This window comes from Acidovorax sp. sif1233, from assembly GCF_019218755.1.
GTDB lineage: Bacteria > Pseudomonadota > Gammaproteobacteria > Burkholderiales > Burkholderiaceae_C > Acidovorax.
This window is the reverse complement of the sequence record NZ_JAHUWZ010000003.1, coordinates 120,009-137,806: the sequence shown is the minus strand read 5'-3', so window position 1 is coordinate 137,806 and position 17,798 is coordinate 120,009. Positions and strand designations below refer to the sequence as shown.

The window sequence follows — 17,798 nt, the reverse complement described above, 5'->3', positions numbered from 1 at the left end:
CCATGACAGCCATCAAGGACATTCACGGCATCGAGATCCTGGACTCTCGGGGCCACCCCACGGTGGCGGCCACGGTCGTGCTCCAGGACGGCAGCAGCGGCTTTGCGGCCGTGCCTTCCGGGGCCTCCACCGGGTCGCGCGAGGCGGTCGAGCTGCGCGACAGGGACATGCGGCGCTATGGCGGAAGGGGTGTCGCCCTGGCGGTGTCGCACGTCAATGGCGAACTGCGCCAGGCGTTGCGCGGCATGGACGCCAGCGACCAGGGGGCGCTGGACCGGCACATGATCGCGCTGGATGGCAGTGCGGACAAATCACGCCTGGGTGCCAATGCGATCCTGGCGGTTTCGCTGGCGGCCGCCAAGGCCCGGGCCGCGCAGCGCAAGCTGCCGCTGTACCGCGCGCTCGCCACTGGCGGCGTGGCGCCCCAACTGCCGGTGCCGATGATGAACATCATCAATGGCGGGGCGCATGCCGACAACAACGTGGACATTCAGGAGTTCATGATCCTGCCCGTGCAGGCGCCCAGCTTCAAGGAGGCCTTGCGCCAGGGCGCCGAGGTGTTCCATGCGCTCAGGAGCCTGCTCAAGGCACAGGGCAGGACCACCGCGGTGGGCGACGAAGGCGGCTTCGCGCCCGACCTGCCCTCCAACGCCGCCGCGCTGGACATGATCCTGGCGGCCATCGAAACGACCGGGCTGCGCGCGGGCAAGGACATCTGGCTCGGCCTGGACGTCGCCAGTTCCGAGCTTTTGCACGAGGGCCGCTACGAGCTGGCTGGGGAGCACAAGGCCTACACGCCGGCCGAGTTCGTCGACTACCTGGCGCAACTGGTCGCGCACTACCCCATCCTGTCCATCGAGGATGGCCTGGCCGAGAGCGACTGGGAGGGCTGGGCGCTGCTCACGCGCAGGCTCGGCCAGCATGTTCAGCTGGTGGGCGACGACCTGTTCGTCACCAACACCGCGATCCTGGAGCGCGGCATTTCCGACGGCGCGGCCAACGCCATCCTCATCAAGCCCAACCAGATCGGCACCCTCAGCGAGACGCTGGCCGCCATCGACATGGCGGCGCGCGCCGGGTTCTCGGCCGTCGTGTCGCACCGCTCGGGAGAAACCGAAGACGTCACGATCGCAGACCTGGCCGTTGCCACCCGCGCGCGCCAGATCAAGACCGGCTCGCTGTGCCGTTCCGACCGCGTCGCCAAGTACAACCGCCTGCTGGCGATCGAGGAAGAGCTGGGCAGCGCGGGTGTCTATGCGGGCGCCGGGGCTTTCCCCGTGCCGGTTCGGCCTTGACCGCGAAGCGCCTGCACGCAGGGGCGCTTCGCTCGCTGTCCGCCGGGGCTCAGCCCTGTCCCAGTTCGGCGATCAACTCGATTTCCACGCAGGCACCCATGGGGATCTGCGCCACGCCGAAGGCGCTGCGGGCATGGACGCCGTTTTCGCCAAAGACCTGGCCCAGCAGCTCGCTGGCGCCGTTGGTCACCAAATGCTGTTCGGTGTAGTCGCCCGTGGAGTTCACCAGGCTCATCAGCTTGACGATGCGCCGCACGCGGGTGAGGTCGCCGCCGCAGGCCGCCTGCAGGGTGCCCAGCAGGTCGATGGCCACCGCGCGGGCAGCCTGCTTGCCTTCGTCGGTGCCGATGTCGCGGCCGAACTGCGCCACCCAGGGCTTGCCGTCCTTGCGCGCGATGTGGCCGCTCAGGAACACGAGATTGCCCGTCTGCACGTAGGGCACGTAGGCGGCCGCGGGCACCGACACGGGGGGCAGGGTGATGTTGAGTTCCTTCAGCTTGTCGTAAACGCTCATGGTCTTCCTCGGTATGAAGTCAGTGAAAGGGATGGTGGGACGGCCGGTGCGGCGCTGCCGGCCATGCTGGCGGCACCGGGGGTGGCCGCGAGTGTTACACAGCCCGGTGCGCGGAATCCAGCGGCAGCGGCCCTGGCGCCGCATTAGCATCAGCCCATGCCCGCCATAAGCACCACTAATGCGATTGCGCCAGCCCCTGCGGGCACGGTCGCCGCGGCCCCCGTGCCCTGGCTGGTGCCCGCATTGTTGCTGGGGGCGGTATCGGGTGCTGCGCTGCAGTTGCAGCAGCCCGCGCTGTGGCCCGCGGCCGCCTATGCGGCGCTGCTGGTGGTGGCATGCGCGCTGGGGTGGTGCGCGCGCGCGGTCCACGGGCGCCCTCGTGCGGCGGCGGGGCGCGGGGCCCGCGCGGCGGCCACCGTGCTCGCGCTGTGCGCCGGCGCGCTGGCGATGTTCGCGGGGGCCGGGCTGCGGGCCGTGGACTACATGGAAGAAGGCCTGGCGCCCGCGCTGGAAGGGCAGGACATCCGTGTCACCGGCGTGGTGGCCGCCATGCCGCAGGCCAACGAGGCCGGAACCCGGCTGCGCATGGACGTGGAGGCCGCGCGCCTGAACGGCTCCCCCGTGGCCCTGCCTACGCGCATCGAAGTGGCCTGGTACGGGGGGCCGTTCCTTGATCCCGGCGGAGCGGTGGACCTGCAGCGCCAGCCGCCCGCCTTGAAGGCGGGCGACCGCTGGGCGCTGACGGTGCGGCTGAAGGCTCCGCACGGGCTGCGCAACCCGCACGGGTTTGACTACGAACTGTGGATGTGGGAGCAGGGGGTGCAGGCCACGGGATATGTGCGCGCGGGCCCCAGGGATGAGCCTCCGGTGCATCTGCAATCGACCTGGCGGCATCCCGTGGAGCGGCTGCGGCAATCCGTGCGCGACGCGATCCTGGACCGCCTGGCCCGCGACGTGCACGGCGACGACCCCGCCCGCGCACGCATCGCGGGCGTGGTGGCGGCTTTGGTGACGGGTGACCAGCGTGCCATCGACCGTGCCGACTGGGACGTGTTCCGCGCCACGGGCGTCGCGCACCTCATGAGCATTTCGGGTCTTCACATCACGCTGTTCGCATGGCTGGCCGCGCTGGCGGTGGGGGCGTTGTGGCGAAGATCCACGCGGCTGTGCCTGGCGGTGCCCGCGCCGTCCGCCGCGTTGGCCGCCGGGGTGGCGCTGGCCGCGGCGTACGCCGTTTTCAGCGGCTGGGGCGTGCCTGCGCAACGCACGGTGACCATGCTGGGCGCCATCGCCCTGCTGCAGCTGTGCGGCCGCCGCTGGCCGTGGCCGCAGGTGTGGCTGCTGGCGTGCGCGGCCGTGGTGGTGGCGGACCCCTGGGCGCTCGCGCAGGCAGGCTTCTGGCTCAGCTTTGTCGCCGTGGGTATCTTGTTTGCTACTAATTCAGTAGCTGATGGCGCTTATCCATCCAGCGTCAGGCAGCGTTTTCATGCCTTGGTGCGCGAGCAGTGGGTGGTGACGCTGGCCCTCACGCCCCTGACCCTGCTGCTGTTCGGCCAGGTGTCCGTGGTGGGCTTTGCCGCCAATCTGGTGGCGATTCCCTGGGTGACCCTGGTGGTCACTCCGCTGGCACTGGGCGGGGTGCTGTGGCCGCCGCTCTGGAGCCTGGCCGCCTTCGGCCTGCAGCCGCTGGCGGTACTGCTGCAATGGCTGGCGCAGTGGCCCTGGGCCGTGCTCCACATGCCCGCGGCGCCGCTGTGGGCCGGCGTGCTGGCCGTGGCCGGGGGTGCGCTTGTGGCCGCGAGGTTGCCCTGGCGTCTGCGGTGGCTGGCCCTTCCGCTGCTGTGGCCCGCGCTGTGCTGGCAGCCCGCGCGGCCGGCGGCGGGACAGTTCGAATTGCTGGCGGCGGACATCGGCCAGGGCAATGCGGTGCTGGTGCGCACCGCGACCCACGCCCTGCTGTACGACGCAGGGCCGCGTTTCAGCCGCGAAAGCGACGCGGGCCACCGCGTGCTGGTGCCGCTGCTGCGGGCGCTGGGCGAGCGCGTGGACGTGCTCATGCTCAGCCACCGCGATGCCGACCACACGGGCGGCGCGGCGGCGGTGCTGGCCCAGCAGCCGGGGGCCGAACTCACTGGTTCGATCGAGGCTGAGCACACGCTGCAGGCACTGCGCCCCGTCAGGCCCTGCGTGGCGGGCCAGCGGTGGACATGGGATGGCGTGTCTTTCGAGGTGCTGCACCCGGGGGCACAAGACGCCGCCGCGCCCACCGCCCGGCCCAACGCGCTCAGTTGCGTGCTGCGCATCGCGGCCGCCGCAGAAAGAGGGGAAAGGGGCTCTGTCGCGCTGCTGGCCGGTGACATCGAGGCCGCCCAGGAGCAGGCCCTGCTGGCGCGGGGCGCCGCGGTGCGGGCCGACGTGCTGCTCGTGCCCCACCACGGGAGCAAGACCTCGTCCTCGCCGGCGTTTCTGGAGGCCGTGGCACCGCGCACTGCTTTGGTGCAGGCGGGCTACCGCAACCGCTTTGGCCACCCTGCGGCCGAGGTGCTGCAGCGCTACCGGGAGCGGGGGATCCGCGTGGTGGAGTCGTCCCGCTGCGGGGCTGCCGCGTGGTCGTCGGCGCAACCCGCGCGGGTTGCGTGTGAACGCGACGTCGGCGCGCGGTACTGGCAGCATCGCATGGCACCGTGGCCGGAGTGATCTGCGGGCGTGGCGGGCCCTCCGGCCTGCCGATGCACGGGACCCCGGAAAGATTTTGAGCTGGTTCGGGGAGTGCGGGCGTACAACTTGCTATCCTGACAGCAGGAGGCCAGTTCATGCAGAAATTTGACGAGATGTACGCCATGCTGCCTTTCGATGGCAGCGATGTGCGGGAACACTACAAGCGCTATGCGCAGTGGTTGAACAAACAGCCCCCTGACGTGATGCAGGCCCGCCGTGCCGAGGCCGAGATGATCTTCCGGCGCGTGGGCATCACCTTTGCCGTCTACGGCGCCAAGGATGAGGGCGGGGCGGGCAACGAGCGGCTGATCCCGTTCGACCTGATTCCCCGCATCATCCCGGCCCACGAGTGGAGCAGCATGCAGCAGGGGCTGGTGCAGCGGGTCACGGCCCTCAACCGCTTCATCCACGACGTGTACCACGGCCAGGACATCATCCGCGCCGGCATCGTGCCCGCCGATCTCATCCTCAACAATGCCCAGTACCGGCCGGAGATGGCCGGCGTGCAGGTGCCCAAGAACATCTACGCGCACATCGCCGGCATCGATATCGTGCGCGCCCCCAATGCACAGGGCGAGGGCGAGTACTACGTGCTGGAGGACAACCTGCGCGTGCCCAGCGGCGTGAGCTACATGCTCGAGAACCGCAAGATGATGATGCGGCTCTTCCCCGAGCTGTTCAGCCTGCACAAGGTGGCGCCGGTGGCGCATTACCCCGACATGCTGCTGGAGACCCTGCGCGCCAGCGCGCCCGCCACGGCCGACGAGCCCACGGTGGTGGTCCTGACACCCGGCATGCACAACAGCGCGTACTTCGAGCATGCCTTCCTGGCCCAGCAGATGGGTGTGGAGCTGGTCGAAGGGCAGGACCTCGTGGTCAAGGACAAGTTCGTCTACATGCGCACCACGCGCGGCCTGCAGCGGGTGGACGTGATCTACCGCCGCGTGGACGACGACTTCCTCGACCCGCAGGTGTTCCGCCGCAACTCCACGCTGGGCTGCCACGGCCTCATGGAGGCGTACCGCGCCGGCAATGTCGGCATCTGCAATGCGGTGGGCACGGGCGTGGCCGACGACAAGTCGGTCTACCCCTACGTGCCCGAGATGATCCGCTTCTACCTGGGCCAGGAGCCCATCCTGAAGAATGTGCCCACCTGGATGTGCCGCAAGCAGGATGACCTGCAGCACGTGCTGGCGAACCTGAAGGACCTGGTGGTCAAGGAAGTGCACGGCGCGGGCGGCTACGGCATGCTCATCGGCCCGGCGGCCACGCAGGCCGAGATCGAGGACTTCCGCCGCGCGCTGCTGGCCAACCCGGCAGGCTACATCGCGCAGCCCACGCTCAGCCTGTCCAGCTGCCCCACCTACGTGGAGAGCGGCATCGCGCCGCGCCACATCGACCTGCGCCCCTTCGTGCTCAGCGGCCGCGAGGTGCAGATGGTGGCGGGGGGGCTCACGCGCGTCGCGCTGCAGGAGGGTTCGCTGGTGGTGAATTCCTCGCAGGGCGGCGGGACAAAGGACACCTGGGTGCTGGGGGAGCACACCGCCGCGCCGGCGCTGCAGTCGCAATCCATGGGCGGCATGACGCAATCACAGGGAGGATTCTGAAATGCTGAGCCGCACCGCCGACCATCTGTTCTGGATGTCCAGGTACACCGAAAGGGCGGAAAACACCGCCCGCATGCTCAACGTGAGCTACGAAACCTCGCTGCTGCCCCAGTCCGCCGACGTGGCGCAGGAAGGCTGGGAAGGGCTGCTGTCCATCAGCGAGCTGATCCCGGCCTATGCCGCCAAGCATGGCAAGGTCACGCCGCAGCGCGTGCTCGAGTTCATGGTGCGCGACGGCGACAACCCCTCGTCCATCCTCTCGTGCCTGCGTGCCGCCCGCGAAAATGCGCGGGCCGTGCGTGGCGCCCTCACCACCGAGGTGTGGGAGACGCAGAACCAGACCTGGCTGGAACTGCACCGCCAGCTCGAAGGCAGCGCCTTCGAACGGGATCCGGGGCAGTTCTTCGAATGGGTGAAGTACCGCTCGCACCTGTCGCGCGGCGTGGTGCTGGGCACGATGCTGCAGGACGAGGCTTTTCATTTCCTGCGCATGGGCACGTTCCTGGAGCGGGCGGACAACACCGCGCGCCTGCTGGACGTGAAGTTCCATGCGGTGAAGAACGACTTCTTCGGCCGGGCCAGCGAGCGCAACCAGGAGAACGACTTCTACCATTGGAGCGCCATCCTGCGCAGCGTCTCGGCCTTCGAGGTCTACCGCAAGGTCTACCGCGACGTGATCACCCCCGGCCGCGTGGCCGACCTGCTGATCCTGCGCCGCGACATGCCCCGCTCGCTGCACGCCTGCCTGCGCGAAGTGGTGGACAACCTGGGCGTCGTGGCCAATCAGCAGTCGGCTGAAACGCAGCGCCGCGCGGGCCGCCTGCTGGCCGACCTGCAATATGGCCGCATCGACGAAATCCTGTCGACAGGGCTGCACGCGTTCCTCACGCAGTTCCTTGACCGGGTCAACGACCTGGGAGGGGGCATCAGCCGCGACTTCCTGGTGACCACGGGCGACTGAGCCGGCGCGATACCGAAAGAAACCCCGCACGGCAGGCGGGCGCAGGCCGGGGGCTCAGGCCCCCGTGGCAGCAGATCCCTGGGGCCACTGCTGCGCCACGATGGTGCGGACATGCGCCACCGCCGAATCGCGGAGCGCATCGGTGCGCCAGCCGAGCTCGATGGCATAGCGCGGCATGGCGATCGGGCAGGGCAGAACCTGCAGGCCGGTCATCCGCGCGATCGCCTGGGCCGCATGCGCGGGCAGCGTGGCGACCGCGCGGGTTCCCGCCAGCAGGTAGGGCAGGGCGGCGAAATGCGTGGTGGATGCAATCACACGGCGCTTGTGGCCCGTGGCGGCCAGCACCTCGTCCACCACGCCGATGAAGCCGCCCGACGAGATGAGCACATGCTCGCGGTGCACGTAGTCCTCCACGCTCAGGCCGGGCGGGGCTGCGCCGCCGCGCCGCTTGCCCGCCCTGGCGACGGGGCCCGGCGCCACTGCGTCGATGAGGCAGGCGTACCCCCCTTCGCCCAGCGCCTGGTGGCTGAGCCAGCGTGTGGCGAACCCGCCGGCCGTGATCGCCAGGTCGATCTCGCGCGCCATGAGCATCTCGGCCACGATCTGGCTGTGCGTCTGCCGAAAGGCCAGGCGCAGGCCGGGCGCGTGCTGCGCCACGGCCCTCACCAGCGCCTGGCCCATCGCGATCTCGAAATCATCCGACATGCCGATCACCACGGACCGCCCCTGATAGCGCGCCTGGGGCGTGGAGCCCAGGGCGAGGCTCTCCCTGCATTTGTTCAGCGCTTCGCTGATCACGGGCTTGAGCTCCTGCGCGCGCAGCGTGGGCGCCAGGCCACGGCCGGTGCGGGTGAACAGCGGGTCGCCATATACATGGCGCAGCCGTGCCAGCGCCGCGCTCACGGCCGACTGGGTCACACCCAGCCGCAGCGCCGCGCGCGTGGCCCCACCTTCCTCGTGCAAGGCCTCGAAGACGCGCAGGACGTTGAGATCAAATCCGATATCAATATCATTCATATCACTAAGCAACGGTTGCGGATTGATTCATCTTAGGGCTTTGGCAACACTGGGGACCTCTTTCTCCCAAGGACTTCCACCATGCCCCTCACGACCGTTGCCGCCCTGCAGATCGGCTCTTCCCCCGCGGGTACCGCGCAGACGCTGGCCGATGTGCTCGCCCACGAGGCCGATATCCAGGCATCGGGCGCGCGGCTGGTGGTCATGCCCGAGGCCCTGCTGGGCGGCTACCCCAAGGGCGAGATCTTTGGCACGCGCCTGGGCTATCGCCTGCCGGAAGGGCGTGAGGCCTTCGCCCGGTACCACGCCAGCGCCATCGACGTGCCAGGGCCCGAGACGCAGGCACTGGCTGGCCTCTCGGCACGCACCGGCGCCACGCTCGTGCTCGGCGTGATCGAGCGCGCGGGCAGCACGCTGTACTGCACTGCCCTGTACTTCGACCCGGTGGAGGGGCTGGTGGCCAGGCACCGCAAGCTGATGCCCACCGGCACCGAGCGGCTGATATGGGGCATGGGAGATGGCTCCACCCTGCCGGTCGTCGAATCGGCTGCGGGCCGCGTGGGCGGCGTGATCTGCTGGGAGAACCACATGCCCCTGCTGCGCACCGCCATGTACGCCCAGGGCGTGCAGGTCTGGTGCGCGCCCACGGTGGACGAGCGCGACATCTGGCAATGCTCCATGCGCCACATCGCGCACGAGGGGCGCTGCTTCGTGATCAGCGCCTGCCAGGTGCAGCCGTCGCCGCGTGAGCTGGGGGTGGAGGCGCCGGGGTGGGAGCCGGACCGGCCGCTCATCCGCGGCAACAGCGTGATCGTCGGGCCGCTGGGCGACGTGCTGGCGGGTCCGCTGCAGGGCCGGACAGGCTTGCTCACCGCGCAGATCGATGTGGAGGAGCTGGTGCGCGCGCGCTATGACTTCGATGTGGTCGGCCACTATGCACGGCCGGATATCTTCAATCTGCAGGTCGACCGCCGCGCCAGGCACACCGTGGCGTTCACCGACTGAGCGCGCGGCCAAGGCCCGCAGTGAGAGTGCCAGGAAAGCCGCATACGCCATGACCACACAGATTCCCCCCACCCCCGATCCATCACACGCCTGGGGTTTCCGCACCCTCGCGGTCCATGCGGGCCAGGCACCCGATCCCGGCACGGGGGCCATCGCGACACCCATCGTCGCAACCTCGGCCTTTGCCTATGACGATTTTGATGCGGGCGTGAGCCGCTTCAATGGCGATGCGCCTGGCTACGTCTACAGCCGATTCGCCAACCCGACCGTCGCCGCCTTCGAGCGCAAGATGGCCCTGCTGGAAGGTGCCCCCGCCGCCGTCGGGTTCGCCAGCGGCATGGCGGCCATCAGCGCGAGCCTGATCGGCCTGCTCTCGGCGGGCGATACCGTCGCCTGCGTCGGCACGCTCTATGGCGGCACCGATGGCGTGATGCGCACGCTGCTGCCGCGCCTGGGCATCGGCGTGCGGCATTTCGCCACCGTGGAGGGTTTGCAGGAGGGCCTCCCCAAGGGCACGCGCATCGTCTACGTGGAGACGCCCAGCAACCCGACGCTGGAAGTGATCGACCTGGAGCAGGTGGGGCAGGTGGCCCGGCGGGCGGGCGCGATCAGCATCGCCGACAACACCTTCGCCACGCCTTACCTCACCCGGCCCCGGGCGCTGGGCATCGATGTGGTGGTGCATTCGGCGACCAAGTTCATCAGTGGCCACGGCGACGCCACCGGCGGAGCGGCCGTGGGCTCCGTGGAGCTGATGAATGCGATTCGTTCGGCGGGCATGGGCCAGCTGGGCGGGTGCCTCAGCCCGCACGAGGCGGCGATGCTGCTGCGCGGGCTCAAGACGCTACCGCTGCGCGTGCAGGCCGCCTGCGCATCGGCGCATGCGCTGGCCCACGGCCTTGACCGCCATCCGGCGGTGGAGCGCGTGTATTACCCCGGCCTGGGCGACCATCCCGGGCACGCGGTGGCGGCACGCCAGATGCGCCACTTCGGCAGCATTCTGGCGTTCGACCTGCGGGGCGGGCGCGAGGCCGCGCGGCACTTCCTCGACCGCTTGTGCATCGTGACCCAGGCCGTGTCCGTGGGCGATGCCGATTCGCTGGCCTGCCACCCCGCATCCACCACCCACCGCGGCATGCCCGAGGCCGTGCGGCGCGCCAACGGGGTGTCGGATGCGCTGGTGCGCATGAGCATCGGCATCGAGGATGTGCAGGACCTCCAGGCCGACGTGGTGCAGGCGCTGGGCTGACGCCGGCGGCTGCTACTCCTGGGCGTTGCGCTTTTGGTCGCGCAGCATGAAGAGGTACAGGCTTTCGACCTTCTCGCGCGCCCACGGCGTCTTGCGCAGGAACTTCAGGCTGGAGCCCACGCTGGGGTCGCTCTGGAAACAGCGGATGGGGATTTGCCGGCCGAGTTCATCCCAGCCAAAGTAGTCGGCCAGCCCGACCACCATGGCTTCCAGGGTCACGCCGTGCAGGGGGTTGCGCGGCTGCCTGGCGGGGGCTTGGGGTGTGGACGCCGGCGCGCCGGCGGGTGCTGCTGTGGGCGCGGGGGCTTCCTGGGTCGCGGGGTCTGGGCGGGGCTCGGTGGCGTTCATGGACCCAAGCATAAGGCCGCGGGCGGCGGGGTCAAGCAACCCGCTGGAGTCCGGTTTCACGCTGGCACAGCTCTGCCGCCCAGTCCACGAAGGCCCGCACCTTCGCGCTCAGGTGCCGGTTGGGGGGGTACACCACATACACGGGCAGCAGCGGCTGGGTCCACTCCGGCAGCAGCCGCACCAGCGTACCGTCTTGCAGATGCCGCTCGGCCTGGTAGCTCGTGATCTGGCCGATCCCGAGGCCCGCCACGATGGAGGTCACGTAGGCATTGCTCTCGTTGACGCTCAGCTGGTAGGGGCCCGTGATGTCGATGGACTCGTCGCCCTTGCGGAACTCCAGCGGGTAGTGTCGGCCGGTCTGGGGGGAAAAGTAGATCACGCTGGCGTGCTTTTCCTCGATCTCCAGCGGGTGGGCGGGCGAGCCCTTGCGCGACACGTAGTCGGGCGAGGCCACCGTGATGAATTCCAGGTTGCCGATGCGCCGGGCCACCAGCGACTGGTCGCTGAGCTCGCCCCCGCGGATCACGCAGTCCACGTTGTCGCCGATCAGGTCCACGATGCGGTCGCTCACCCCCAGGTCCAGCTGGATGTCGGGGTAGCGGGCATGGAACTCCGCCAGGTGCGGGATGATGAGCAATTGCGCCATGGACGTTCCGACGTCGATGCGCAGGCGCCCGCGTGGATTCGCGCGCGCGTTGGTCATGCTGGCCTCGATGTCGTCCAGATCGGTCAGCAGGCGCACCGTGCGGTCGTAGTAGGCGGCGCCGTCCGGCGTCACCGTCACACGCCGGGTGGTGCGGTTGAGCAGCTTCACGCGCAGGCGCTCCTCCAGCGCCTGCACATGCTTGGTCACGGTGGCTTTGGGCAGCGAGAGCGAATCCGCCGCCCGGGTAAACGTGCCGGCCTCCACCACCCGCACGAATATGCGCATGGCCTGTATCTGGTCCATGGCTTCTCCTTGAATCTGGAACTACAGCACCCACCAGTGGGTGCTGAGGAATTCTCACACGCGCGCCACCCCGTGATTGTTGAGCTTTTGGAAACAGTGCGGTGGTGTTTGGCCTGTTTATCCCGAAGGCACAAGCTACTACATTTGACCCATCGTTCACCTACCTTCACCCACTGGGTACATGCCATGCAGCCCGACCAACCGTCTTCGCCATTCTCCACACCGCAGCCTGCCGCAGCGCCCGCCAAGGCAGCCCTCGCGCCTGGGGCCGCTTCCAAGGCGGTGGTGTCCGTGTGCTCCGACGCCACCATCGAGGTGACCAAGGGGCAGGACGTGGCGGTGCGCATGTACGGCCGCAAGAAGGCCGGACAGGCCTCGCCCGTGGTGGTGCATTTTCATGGCGGGGCCTTCGTGTCGGGGGATCTCGACAACGGCTGCACCGTGGCGTCCCTGCTGGAGGGTGTGGGGGCCGTGGTGGTTTCCGTGGCCTACCCGCTCACTCCGTTTCCGCAGCCCGTGGACACGGGCTATGACGTGCTCAAGTGGGTGCACCGCAACCGGGTCAAGCTCGGCGGGCAGGGCGCGCTGGTCTATCTGGCCGGGGAAGAGGCGGGCGGCAACCTGGCTGCCGCCGTGGGCCTGATGGCGCGGGACCAGTCGCACCCGCCGCTGGCCGGGCAGATTCTCCTGTCCCCCATGCTCGACCCCTGTGTGGGCACGGCCTCGTTGCGCGAAGCCACGGGCAACGCCACGGGCTGCAAGTGGACGGAAGGCTGGCGCAATTTCCTGCGCTGCCCCCGCGATGCCGAGCACCCTTATGCCGTGCCGGCGTCCGCGCACCGGCTCTCCGGCCTGCCGCCCACGCTCGTGCTGGTGGGGGACACCGACCCCATGCACGACGAGGCACTGGCCTACGCCGCGCGGCTGGAGGCTGCGGGCCTGCAGGTCACGCGCCATGTGTTCTCCAAGACCGCCCAGTGGCCCGATGCGCTGCTGCAGACCGGCCAGCACGAATGTCCGTGCGCCGCGGGCGCCCAGGACCAGTTCCGGATGTTCTTTGAGGCCACCCGATGTCCGGTGCCCTCCTGAAGACCCTGGCCGCAGAAAGTCATTGACCTCAACTTAAGTTGAGGTTCGATACTTCGGCCTCTCAACAATCCATTTGCATTCTTTGCACTGATTTTCCGGCCTGGCGTGCCGGAGGGAGAGGCTTTGCCCGCGCATGCCTCCCCCCTGTGCCCGACGCCACTGATTTGAACGACACGGAGGAAAGAAAACACCATGAGCACACCCATCCTTTTGCCCGCCGGCTACGGCGGCTGTCACACCACCCAGCGCCAAAGCGTCTGTTGACGTGCAAGCGCCCATGGGCCCGCGCGCTGCGTTCCGGGCTTGACCTTCTCACCGTGTCATTGCCCAGATTCGCACCTGCGCCGCCGCACTGACACCTGCCTGCACCAGTGCACTGACACCTGCTGCGGCAGAAAACCTTCCATGGCGTGCCCGCGAAGGCCGCCCTTATGACCGAAAGTGACCATGAACTCCAATCCTCTCTCCCACAAGAGCCGCCCGCTGGGCCTGGCCACCCTGGCCACCGCCGTGACGGCCGCCGTGGCCGCCGCCATCCTTGTTTTCCAGGCGCCCGTGGCGCAGGCCGATGGCACCCCTGCGGCGCCACCGGCCATGCCCGTGTCGGTGGCTGCCGTGCTGCAAAAGGACATCGCCCTGTGGGACGAGTTCTCCGGCCGGCTCGAAGCCGTGCAGCGTGTGGACGTGCGGCCGCGCGTCTCGGGTGCCGTGCAGGCCGTGCACTTCCGTGAAGGCTCGCTGGTGAAGCAGGGTGATCTGCTCGTGACCGTGGACCCGGCACCCTACGCCGCCGAGGTGGACCGCGCTGAGGCGCAGGTGGTGGCCGCGCAGGCCCGCGTGTCGTACACCCGCAGCGAAATGGAGCGGGCCACGCGCCTGCTCGAAGAGCGCGCCATTGCCCAGCGCGAGCACGACGAACGCCTGAACGCGCAGCGCGAGGCCGATGCCAATCTGCGCGCCGCCCAGGCCGCGCTGCAGACCGCCAGGCTGAACCTCGGCTACACCCAGGTGCGCGCCCCGGTGGCGGGCCGTGTGGGCCGCATCGAAGTCACCGTGGGCAACCTGGTGGCCGCCGGTGCGGGCGCCCCCGTGCTGACCACGCTGGTGTCCGTGAGCCCCATCTACGCGAGCTTCGATACCGACGAGCAGATCGTGGTGAAGGCCCTGGCGGACCTGCAAAGCGGCCAGCGCGGCCACAGCGCGCGCCAGCTCATCGAGCGCATTCCCGTGCAGATGGGCACCGGCACCACGGGCGGCACGCCGCACGCCGGCCGCCTGCAGCTCATCGACAACCAGGTCGATGCCAAGAGCGGCACGGTGCGTGTGCGCGCGGTGTTCGACAACGAAGACGGCGCCTTGATGCCCGGCCAGTTCGCGCGCATCCGCATGGGCCAGGCCCGCAACACGCAGGCACTGCTCATCAACGAGCGTGCCGTGGGCACCGACCAGAACAAGAAGTTCGTGATGGTGGTGGGCGAGGGCAACAAGGCCGAGTACCGCGAGGTCACCCTGGGCGCGCCGATTGACGGCCTGCGCGTGGTCACCTCGGGCCTCAAGGCGGGCGAGAACATCGTCGTCAACGGCCTGCAGCGCGTGCGCCCCGGTGCCGTGGTGGCACCCCAGCCCGTGCCCATGACCGCGAAGGCCGAGATTGCGGGTGATCGCAAGGAAGCCAAGAACAACAGCAAGTCGCCCGCCGCCTGAGCGGGAGCGACGCAAGGAATTTGCATCCATGAATCTATCCCGCTTCTTCATCGACCGCCCCATCTTTGCGGGGGTGCTGTCGGTGCTCATCTTCCTCGGAGGGCTCATCGCATTGCGCGGTCTGCCCATCTCCGAATACCCTGAAGTCGCGCCGCCCTCCGTGGTGGTGCGCGCACAGTACCCCGGCGCCAACCCCAAGGTGATCGCCGAGACCGTGGCCACGCCGCTGGAGGAGTCCATCAACGGCGTGGAAGGCATGCTCTACATGGGCAGCCAGGCCACCACCGACGGCGTGATGACGCTCACGGTGACGTTCCAGCTGGGCACCGACCCCGACAAGGCACAGCAGCTGGTGCAAAACCGCGTCTCGCAGGCCGAGCCGCGCCTGCCCGAGGAAGTGCGCCGCCTGGGCGTCACCACCGTGAAGAGCGCGCCGGACCTGACCATGGTGGTCCACCTGGTCTCGCCCAACAACCGCTATGACATCGACTACCTGCGCAACTACGCGGTGCTCAATGTGAAGGACCGGCTCGCCCGCATTGGCGGCGTGGGCCAGGTGCAGATCTTCGGCGGCGGCGACTACTCCATGCGTGTGTGGCTCGACCCGCAGAAGGTCGCGCAGCGCGGCCTCTCGGCCAGCGACGTGGTGACCGCCATCCGCGGCCAGAACGTGCAGGCCGCCGCCGGCGTGGTGGGCGCATCGCCCGGCCTGCCGGGCGTGGACCTGCAACTGTCCATCAACGCGCAGGGCCGCCTGCAGACCGAGGAAGAGTTCGGCGACATCATCGTCAAGACCGGTGCCGACGGCGCGGTGACGCGCCTGCGCGACATCGCCCGCCTGGAGCTCGGTGCGGCCGACTACTCGCTGCGTTCGCTGCTCAACAACGACCCGGCCGTGGGCATGGGCGTGTTCCAGGCGCCGGGCTCCAACGCGCTCGACATCTCGGCCAACGTGCGCAAGACCATGGACGAGATCCAGAAGAACATGCCCGAAGGCGTGGAGTACCGCATTGCCTACGACCCCACGCAGTTCGTGCGTGCCTCGATCAAGTCCGTGATCCACACGCTGCTCGAAGCCATCGCCCTCGTGGTGCTGGTGGTGATCCTGTTCCTGCAGACCTGGCGCGCCTCCATCATCCCGCTGCTGGCCGTGCCGGTGTCGGTGGTGGGCACGTTCGCGGTGCTGCACCTGCTGGGATTTTCGATCAATGCGCTGTCGCTCTTCGGCCTGGTGCTGGCCATCGGCATCGTGGTGGATGACGCCATCGTGGTGGTGGAGAACGTGGAGCGCAACATCGAGGCGGGCCTGACCCCGCGCGAGGCCACCTACCGCGCCATGCGTGAAGTGTCTGGCCCCATCATCGCCATCGCATTGGTGCTGGTGGCTGTGTTCGTGCCGCTGGCCTTCATCAGCGGGCTCACGGGCCAGTTCTACCGCCAGTTCGCGGTCACGATCGCGATCTCCACGGTGATCTCGGCGATCAACTCGCTGACCCTGTCGCCCGCACTCAGTGCATTGCTGCTCAAGGGCCACAACGAGCCCAAGGATGCGCTCACGCGCGGCATGGACAAGGTGTTCGGTGGTCTGTTCCGGGGCTTCAACCGCCTGTTCCATCGCGGCTCCGAGGCCTACAGCGGCGGCGTCAAGCGCGTCATTGGCCGCAAGGCACTGATGTTTGTGATCTACCTGGCCCTGGTGGGTGCCACGGTGGGGCTGTTCAAGATCGTGCCCGGCGGCTTCGTGCCCGCGCAGGACAAGCAGTACCTGATCGGCTTTGCCCAGCTGCCCGACGGCGCCACGCTGGACCGCACCGAGAACGTGATCCGCCGCATGGGCGAGATCATGAAGGAGAACCCGAACGTCGAAGACGCGATCGCCTTCCCGGGTCTGTCGATCAACGGCTTCACCAACAGCTCGAACTCGGGCATCGTGTTCGCCACGCTCAAGCCCTTTGCCGAGCGCACCCGCGCCGACCAGAGCGGCGGCGCCGTGGCAGGGCAGCTGAACCAGGCGTTCGGCGGCATCCAGGATGCGTTCATCGCCATGTTCCCGCCGCCCCCGGTGGCGGGGCTGGGCACCACGGGTGGCTTCAAGCTGCAGATCGAAGACCGCGCCTCGCTGGGCTACGAAGCCATGGATGGCGCCGTGAAGGCCTTCATGGCCAAGGCCTACCAGACGCCCGAACTGGCCGGCCTGTTCACGAGCTGGCAGGTCAACGTGCCGCAGCTGTACGCCAACATCGACCGCACCAAGGCGCGCCAGCTGGGCGTGCCCGTGACGGATGTGTTCGACACGCTGCAGATCTACCTGGGCAGCCTGTACGCCAACGACTTCAACCAGTTCGGACGCACCTACAGCGTGCGCGTGCAGGCCGATGCGGCCTACCGCGCGCGGGCCGAGGACGTGGGCCTTCTCAAGGTGCGCTCCGCCACCGGCGAGATGGTGCCGCTGTCGGCGCTGATGAAGATGGAGCCCAGCTTCGGCCCCGAGCGTGCCATGCGCTACAACGGTTATCTGGCGGCGGACATCAATGGCGGCCCCGCGCCCGGCTTCTCGTCGGGCCAGGCCCAGGCGGCCGTCGAGCGCATCGCCGCCGAGACGCTGCCCCAGGGCATCACGTTCGAGTGGACCGAGCTGACCTACCAGGAAATCCTGGCCGGCAACTCCGCCGTGCTGGTGTTCCCGCTGGCCATCCTGCTGGTGTTCCTGGTGCTGGCCGCGCAGTACGAAAGCCTGACGCTGCCCATTGCCATCATCCTGATCGTGCCCATGGGCCTGCTGGCGGCGATGACGGGTGTGTGGCTGAGCAAGGGCGACAACAACGTGTTCACGCAGATCGGACTCATCGTGCTGGTGGGGCTGTCGGCCAAGAACGCAATCCTGATCGTGGAGTTTGCGCGCGAGCTGGAGTTTGCCGGACGCACGCCCATACAGGCCGCCATCGAGGCCAGCCGCCTGCGGCTGCGCCCCATCCTGATGACCTCGCTGGCCTTCGTGATGGGGGTGCTGCCCCTGGTGCTGTCCACCGGTGCGGGCGCCGAGATGCGCAGCGCCATGGGCGTGGCGGTGTTCGCCGGGATGATTGGGGTGACGGCCTTCGGCCTGTTCCTCACGCCCGTGTTCTACGTGCTGCTGCGCAAGCTGGCAGGCAACCGCCCGCTGGTGGAGCATGGCGCGCATGTGGCGCCCATCTCGCACACCCCGGGCAGCGGCGGCATCGCCCACCCCGTGCTGGCCGCGCCCCGCAAGGAGCACGAATGATGCACACGACCACAACGACCTTTGTGGCCCTGGACGCTCGCGCCACGCTGCCGGATGCAGCGGGTGTATTTGATGGGGCC

Annotated in this window: 13 protein-coding genes; 9 read left to right on the top strand and 4 right to left on the bottom strand. The window is 68.8% G+C overall.

Annotation, left to right across the window (positions count from 1 at the left end; translation table 11 throughout):
• The first annotated feature begins 2 nt into the window (after nt 1-2).
• Nucleotides 3-1,295, top strand: coding sequence for a phosphopyruvate hydratase (gene eno / locus KW843_RS12305; protein ID WP_218295436.1), 1,293 nt, complete (start codon nt 3-5; stop codon nt 1,293-1,295).
• A 49-nt stretch (nt 1,296-1,344) separates the two neighbouring features.
• Here eno and KW843_RS12300 read toward each other — a convergent pair whose 3' ends face one another.
• A complete protein-coding gene (locus KW843_RS12300) occupies nt 1,345-1,809 on the bottom strand; it encodes a RidA family protein (protein ID WP_218295435.1) in 465 nt (154 codons plus the stop codon).
• Between the two features lie 156 nt (nt 1,810-1,965).
• Here KW843_RS12300 and KW843_RS12295 point away from each other — a divergent pair, with 156 nt between their 5' ends.
• From KW843_RS12295 to KW843_RS12285, 3 genes are all read left to right on the top strand, one after another.
• Nucleotides 1,966-4,506 carry a DNA internalization-related competence protein ComEC/Rec2 gene (locus KW843_RS12295; RefSeq protein WP_218295434.1) on the top strand — a complete coding sequence of 847 codons (2,541 nt, stop codon included), beginning with the start codon at nt 1,966-1,968 and terminating at the stop codon, nt 4,504-4,506.
• 116 nt (nt 4,507-4,622) lie between these two features.
• Complete coding sequence (locus KW843_RS12290; RefSeq protein WP_218295433.1) at nt 4,623-6,134, top strand: circularly permuted type 2 ATP-grasp protein; 1,512 nt, start codon at nt 4,623-4,625, stop codon at nt 6,132-6,134.
• A 1-nt stretch (nt 6,135) separates the two neighbouring features.
• Entirely contained in the window at nt 6,136-7,095 is a 960-nt protein-coding gene (locus KW843_RS12285) for an alpha-E domain-containing protein (protein WP_218295432.1), read from the top strand.
• Between the two features lie 54 nt (nt 7,096-7,149).
• On the opposite strand, the gene KW843_RS12280 is transcribed toward KW843_RS12285, so the two are convergent.
• Entirely contained in the window at nt 7,150-8,112 is a 963-nt protein-coding gene (locus tag KW843_RS12280) for a LysR family transcriptional regulator (protein ID WP_218295431.1), read from the bottom strand.
• Between the two features lie 81 nt (nt 8,113-8,193).
• Between KW843_RS12280 and KW843_RS12275 the strand changes: the two genes are divergently transcribed.
• Both KW843_RS12275 and KW843_RS12270 read left to right on the top strand, forming a co-directional pair.
• Nucleotides 8,194-9,117, top strand: coding sequence for a carbon-nitrogen hydrolase family protein (locus KW843_RS12275; protein ID WP_218295430.1), 924 nt, complete (start codon nt 8,194-8,196; stop codon nt 9,115-9,117).
• Between the two features lie 49 nt (nt 9,118-9,166).
• Nucleotides 9,167-10,366, top strand: a complete 1,200-nt coding sequence (locus KW843_RS12270; RefSeq protein ID WP_218295429.1) for a PLP-dependent aspartate aminotransferase family protein — start codon at nt 9,167-9,169, stop codon at nt 10,364-10,366.
• 12 nt (nt 10,367-10,378) lie between these two features.
• On the opposite strand, the gene KW843_RS12265 is transcribed toward KW843_RS12270, so the two are convergent.
• Both KW843_RS12265 and KW843_RS12260 read right to left on the bottom strand, forming a co-directional pair.
• On the bottom strand, nt 10,379-10,714 hold the full coding sequence (locus KW843_RS12265; protein WP_218295428.1) for a VF530 family DNA-binding protein: 336 nt from the start codon (nt 10,712-10,714) through the stop codon (nt 10,379-10,381).
• A 31-nt stretch (nt 10,715-10,745) separates the two neighbouring features.
• Entirely contained in the window at nt 10,746-11,663 is a 918-nt protein-coding gene (locus KW843_RS12260) for a LysR family transcriptional regulator (protein WP_218295427.1), read from the bottom strand.
• A gap of 186 nt (nt 11,664-11,849) precedes the next feature.
• Here KW843_RS12260 and KW843_RS12255 point away from each other — a divergent pair, with 186 nt between their 5' ends.
• The 3 genes from KW843_RS12255 (at nt 11,850) to KW843_RS12245 (ending at nt 17,718) form a co-directional block, all read left to right on the top strand.
• Entirely contained in the window at nt 11,850-12,752 is a 903-nt protein-coding gene (locus KW843_RS12255) for an alpha/beta hydrolase (RefSeq protein WP_218295426.1), read from the top strand.
• Between the two features lie 447 nt (nt 12,753-13,199).
• Entirely contained in the window at nt 13,200-14,456 is a 1,257-nt protein-coding gene (locus KW843_RS12250; RefSeq protein WP_218295425.1) for an efflux RND transporter periplasmic adaptor subunit, read from the top strand.
• A 28-nt stretch (nt 14,457-14,484) separates the two neighbouring features.
• Complete coding sequence (locus KW843_RS12245) at nt 14,485-17,718, top strand: efflux RND transporter permease subunit (protein ID WP_218295424.1); 3,234 nt, start codon at nt 14,485-14,487, stop codon at nt 17,716-17,718.
• Nucleotides 17,719-17,798 lie beyond the last annotated feature (80 nt).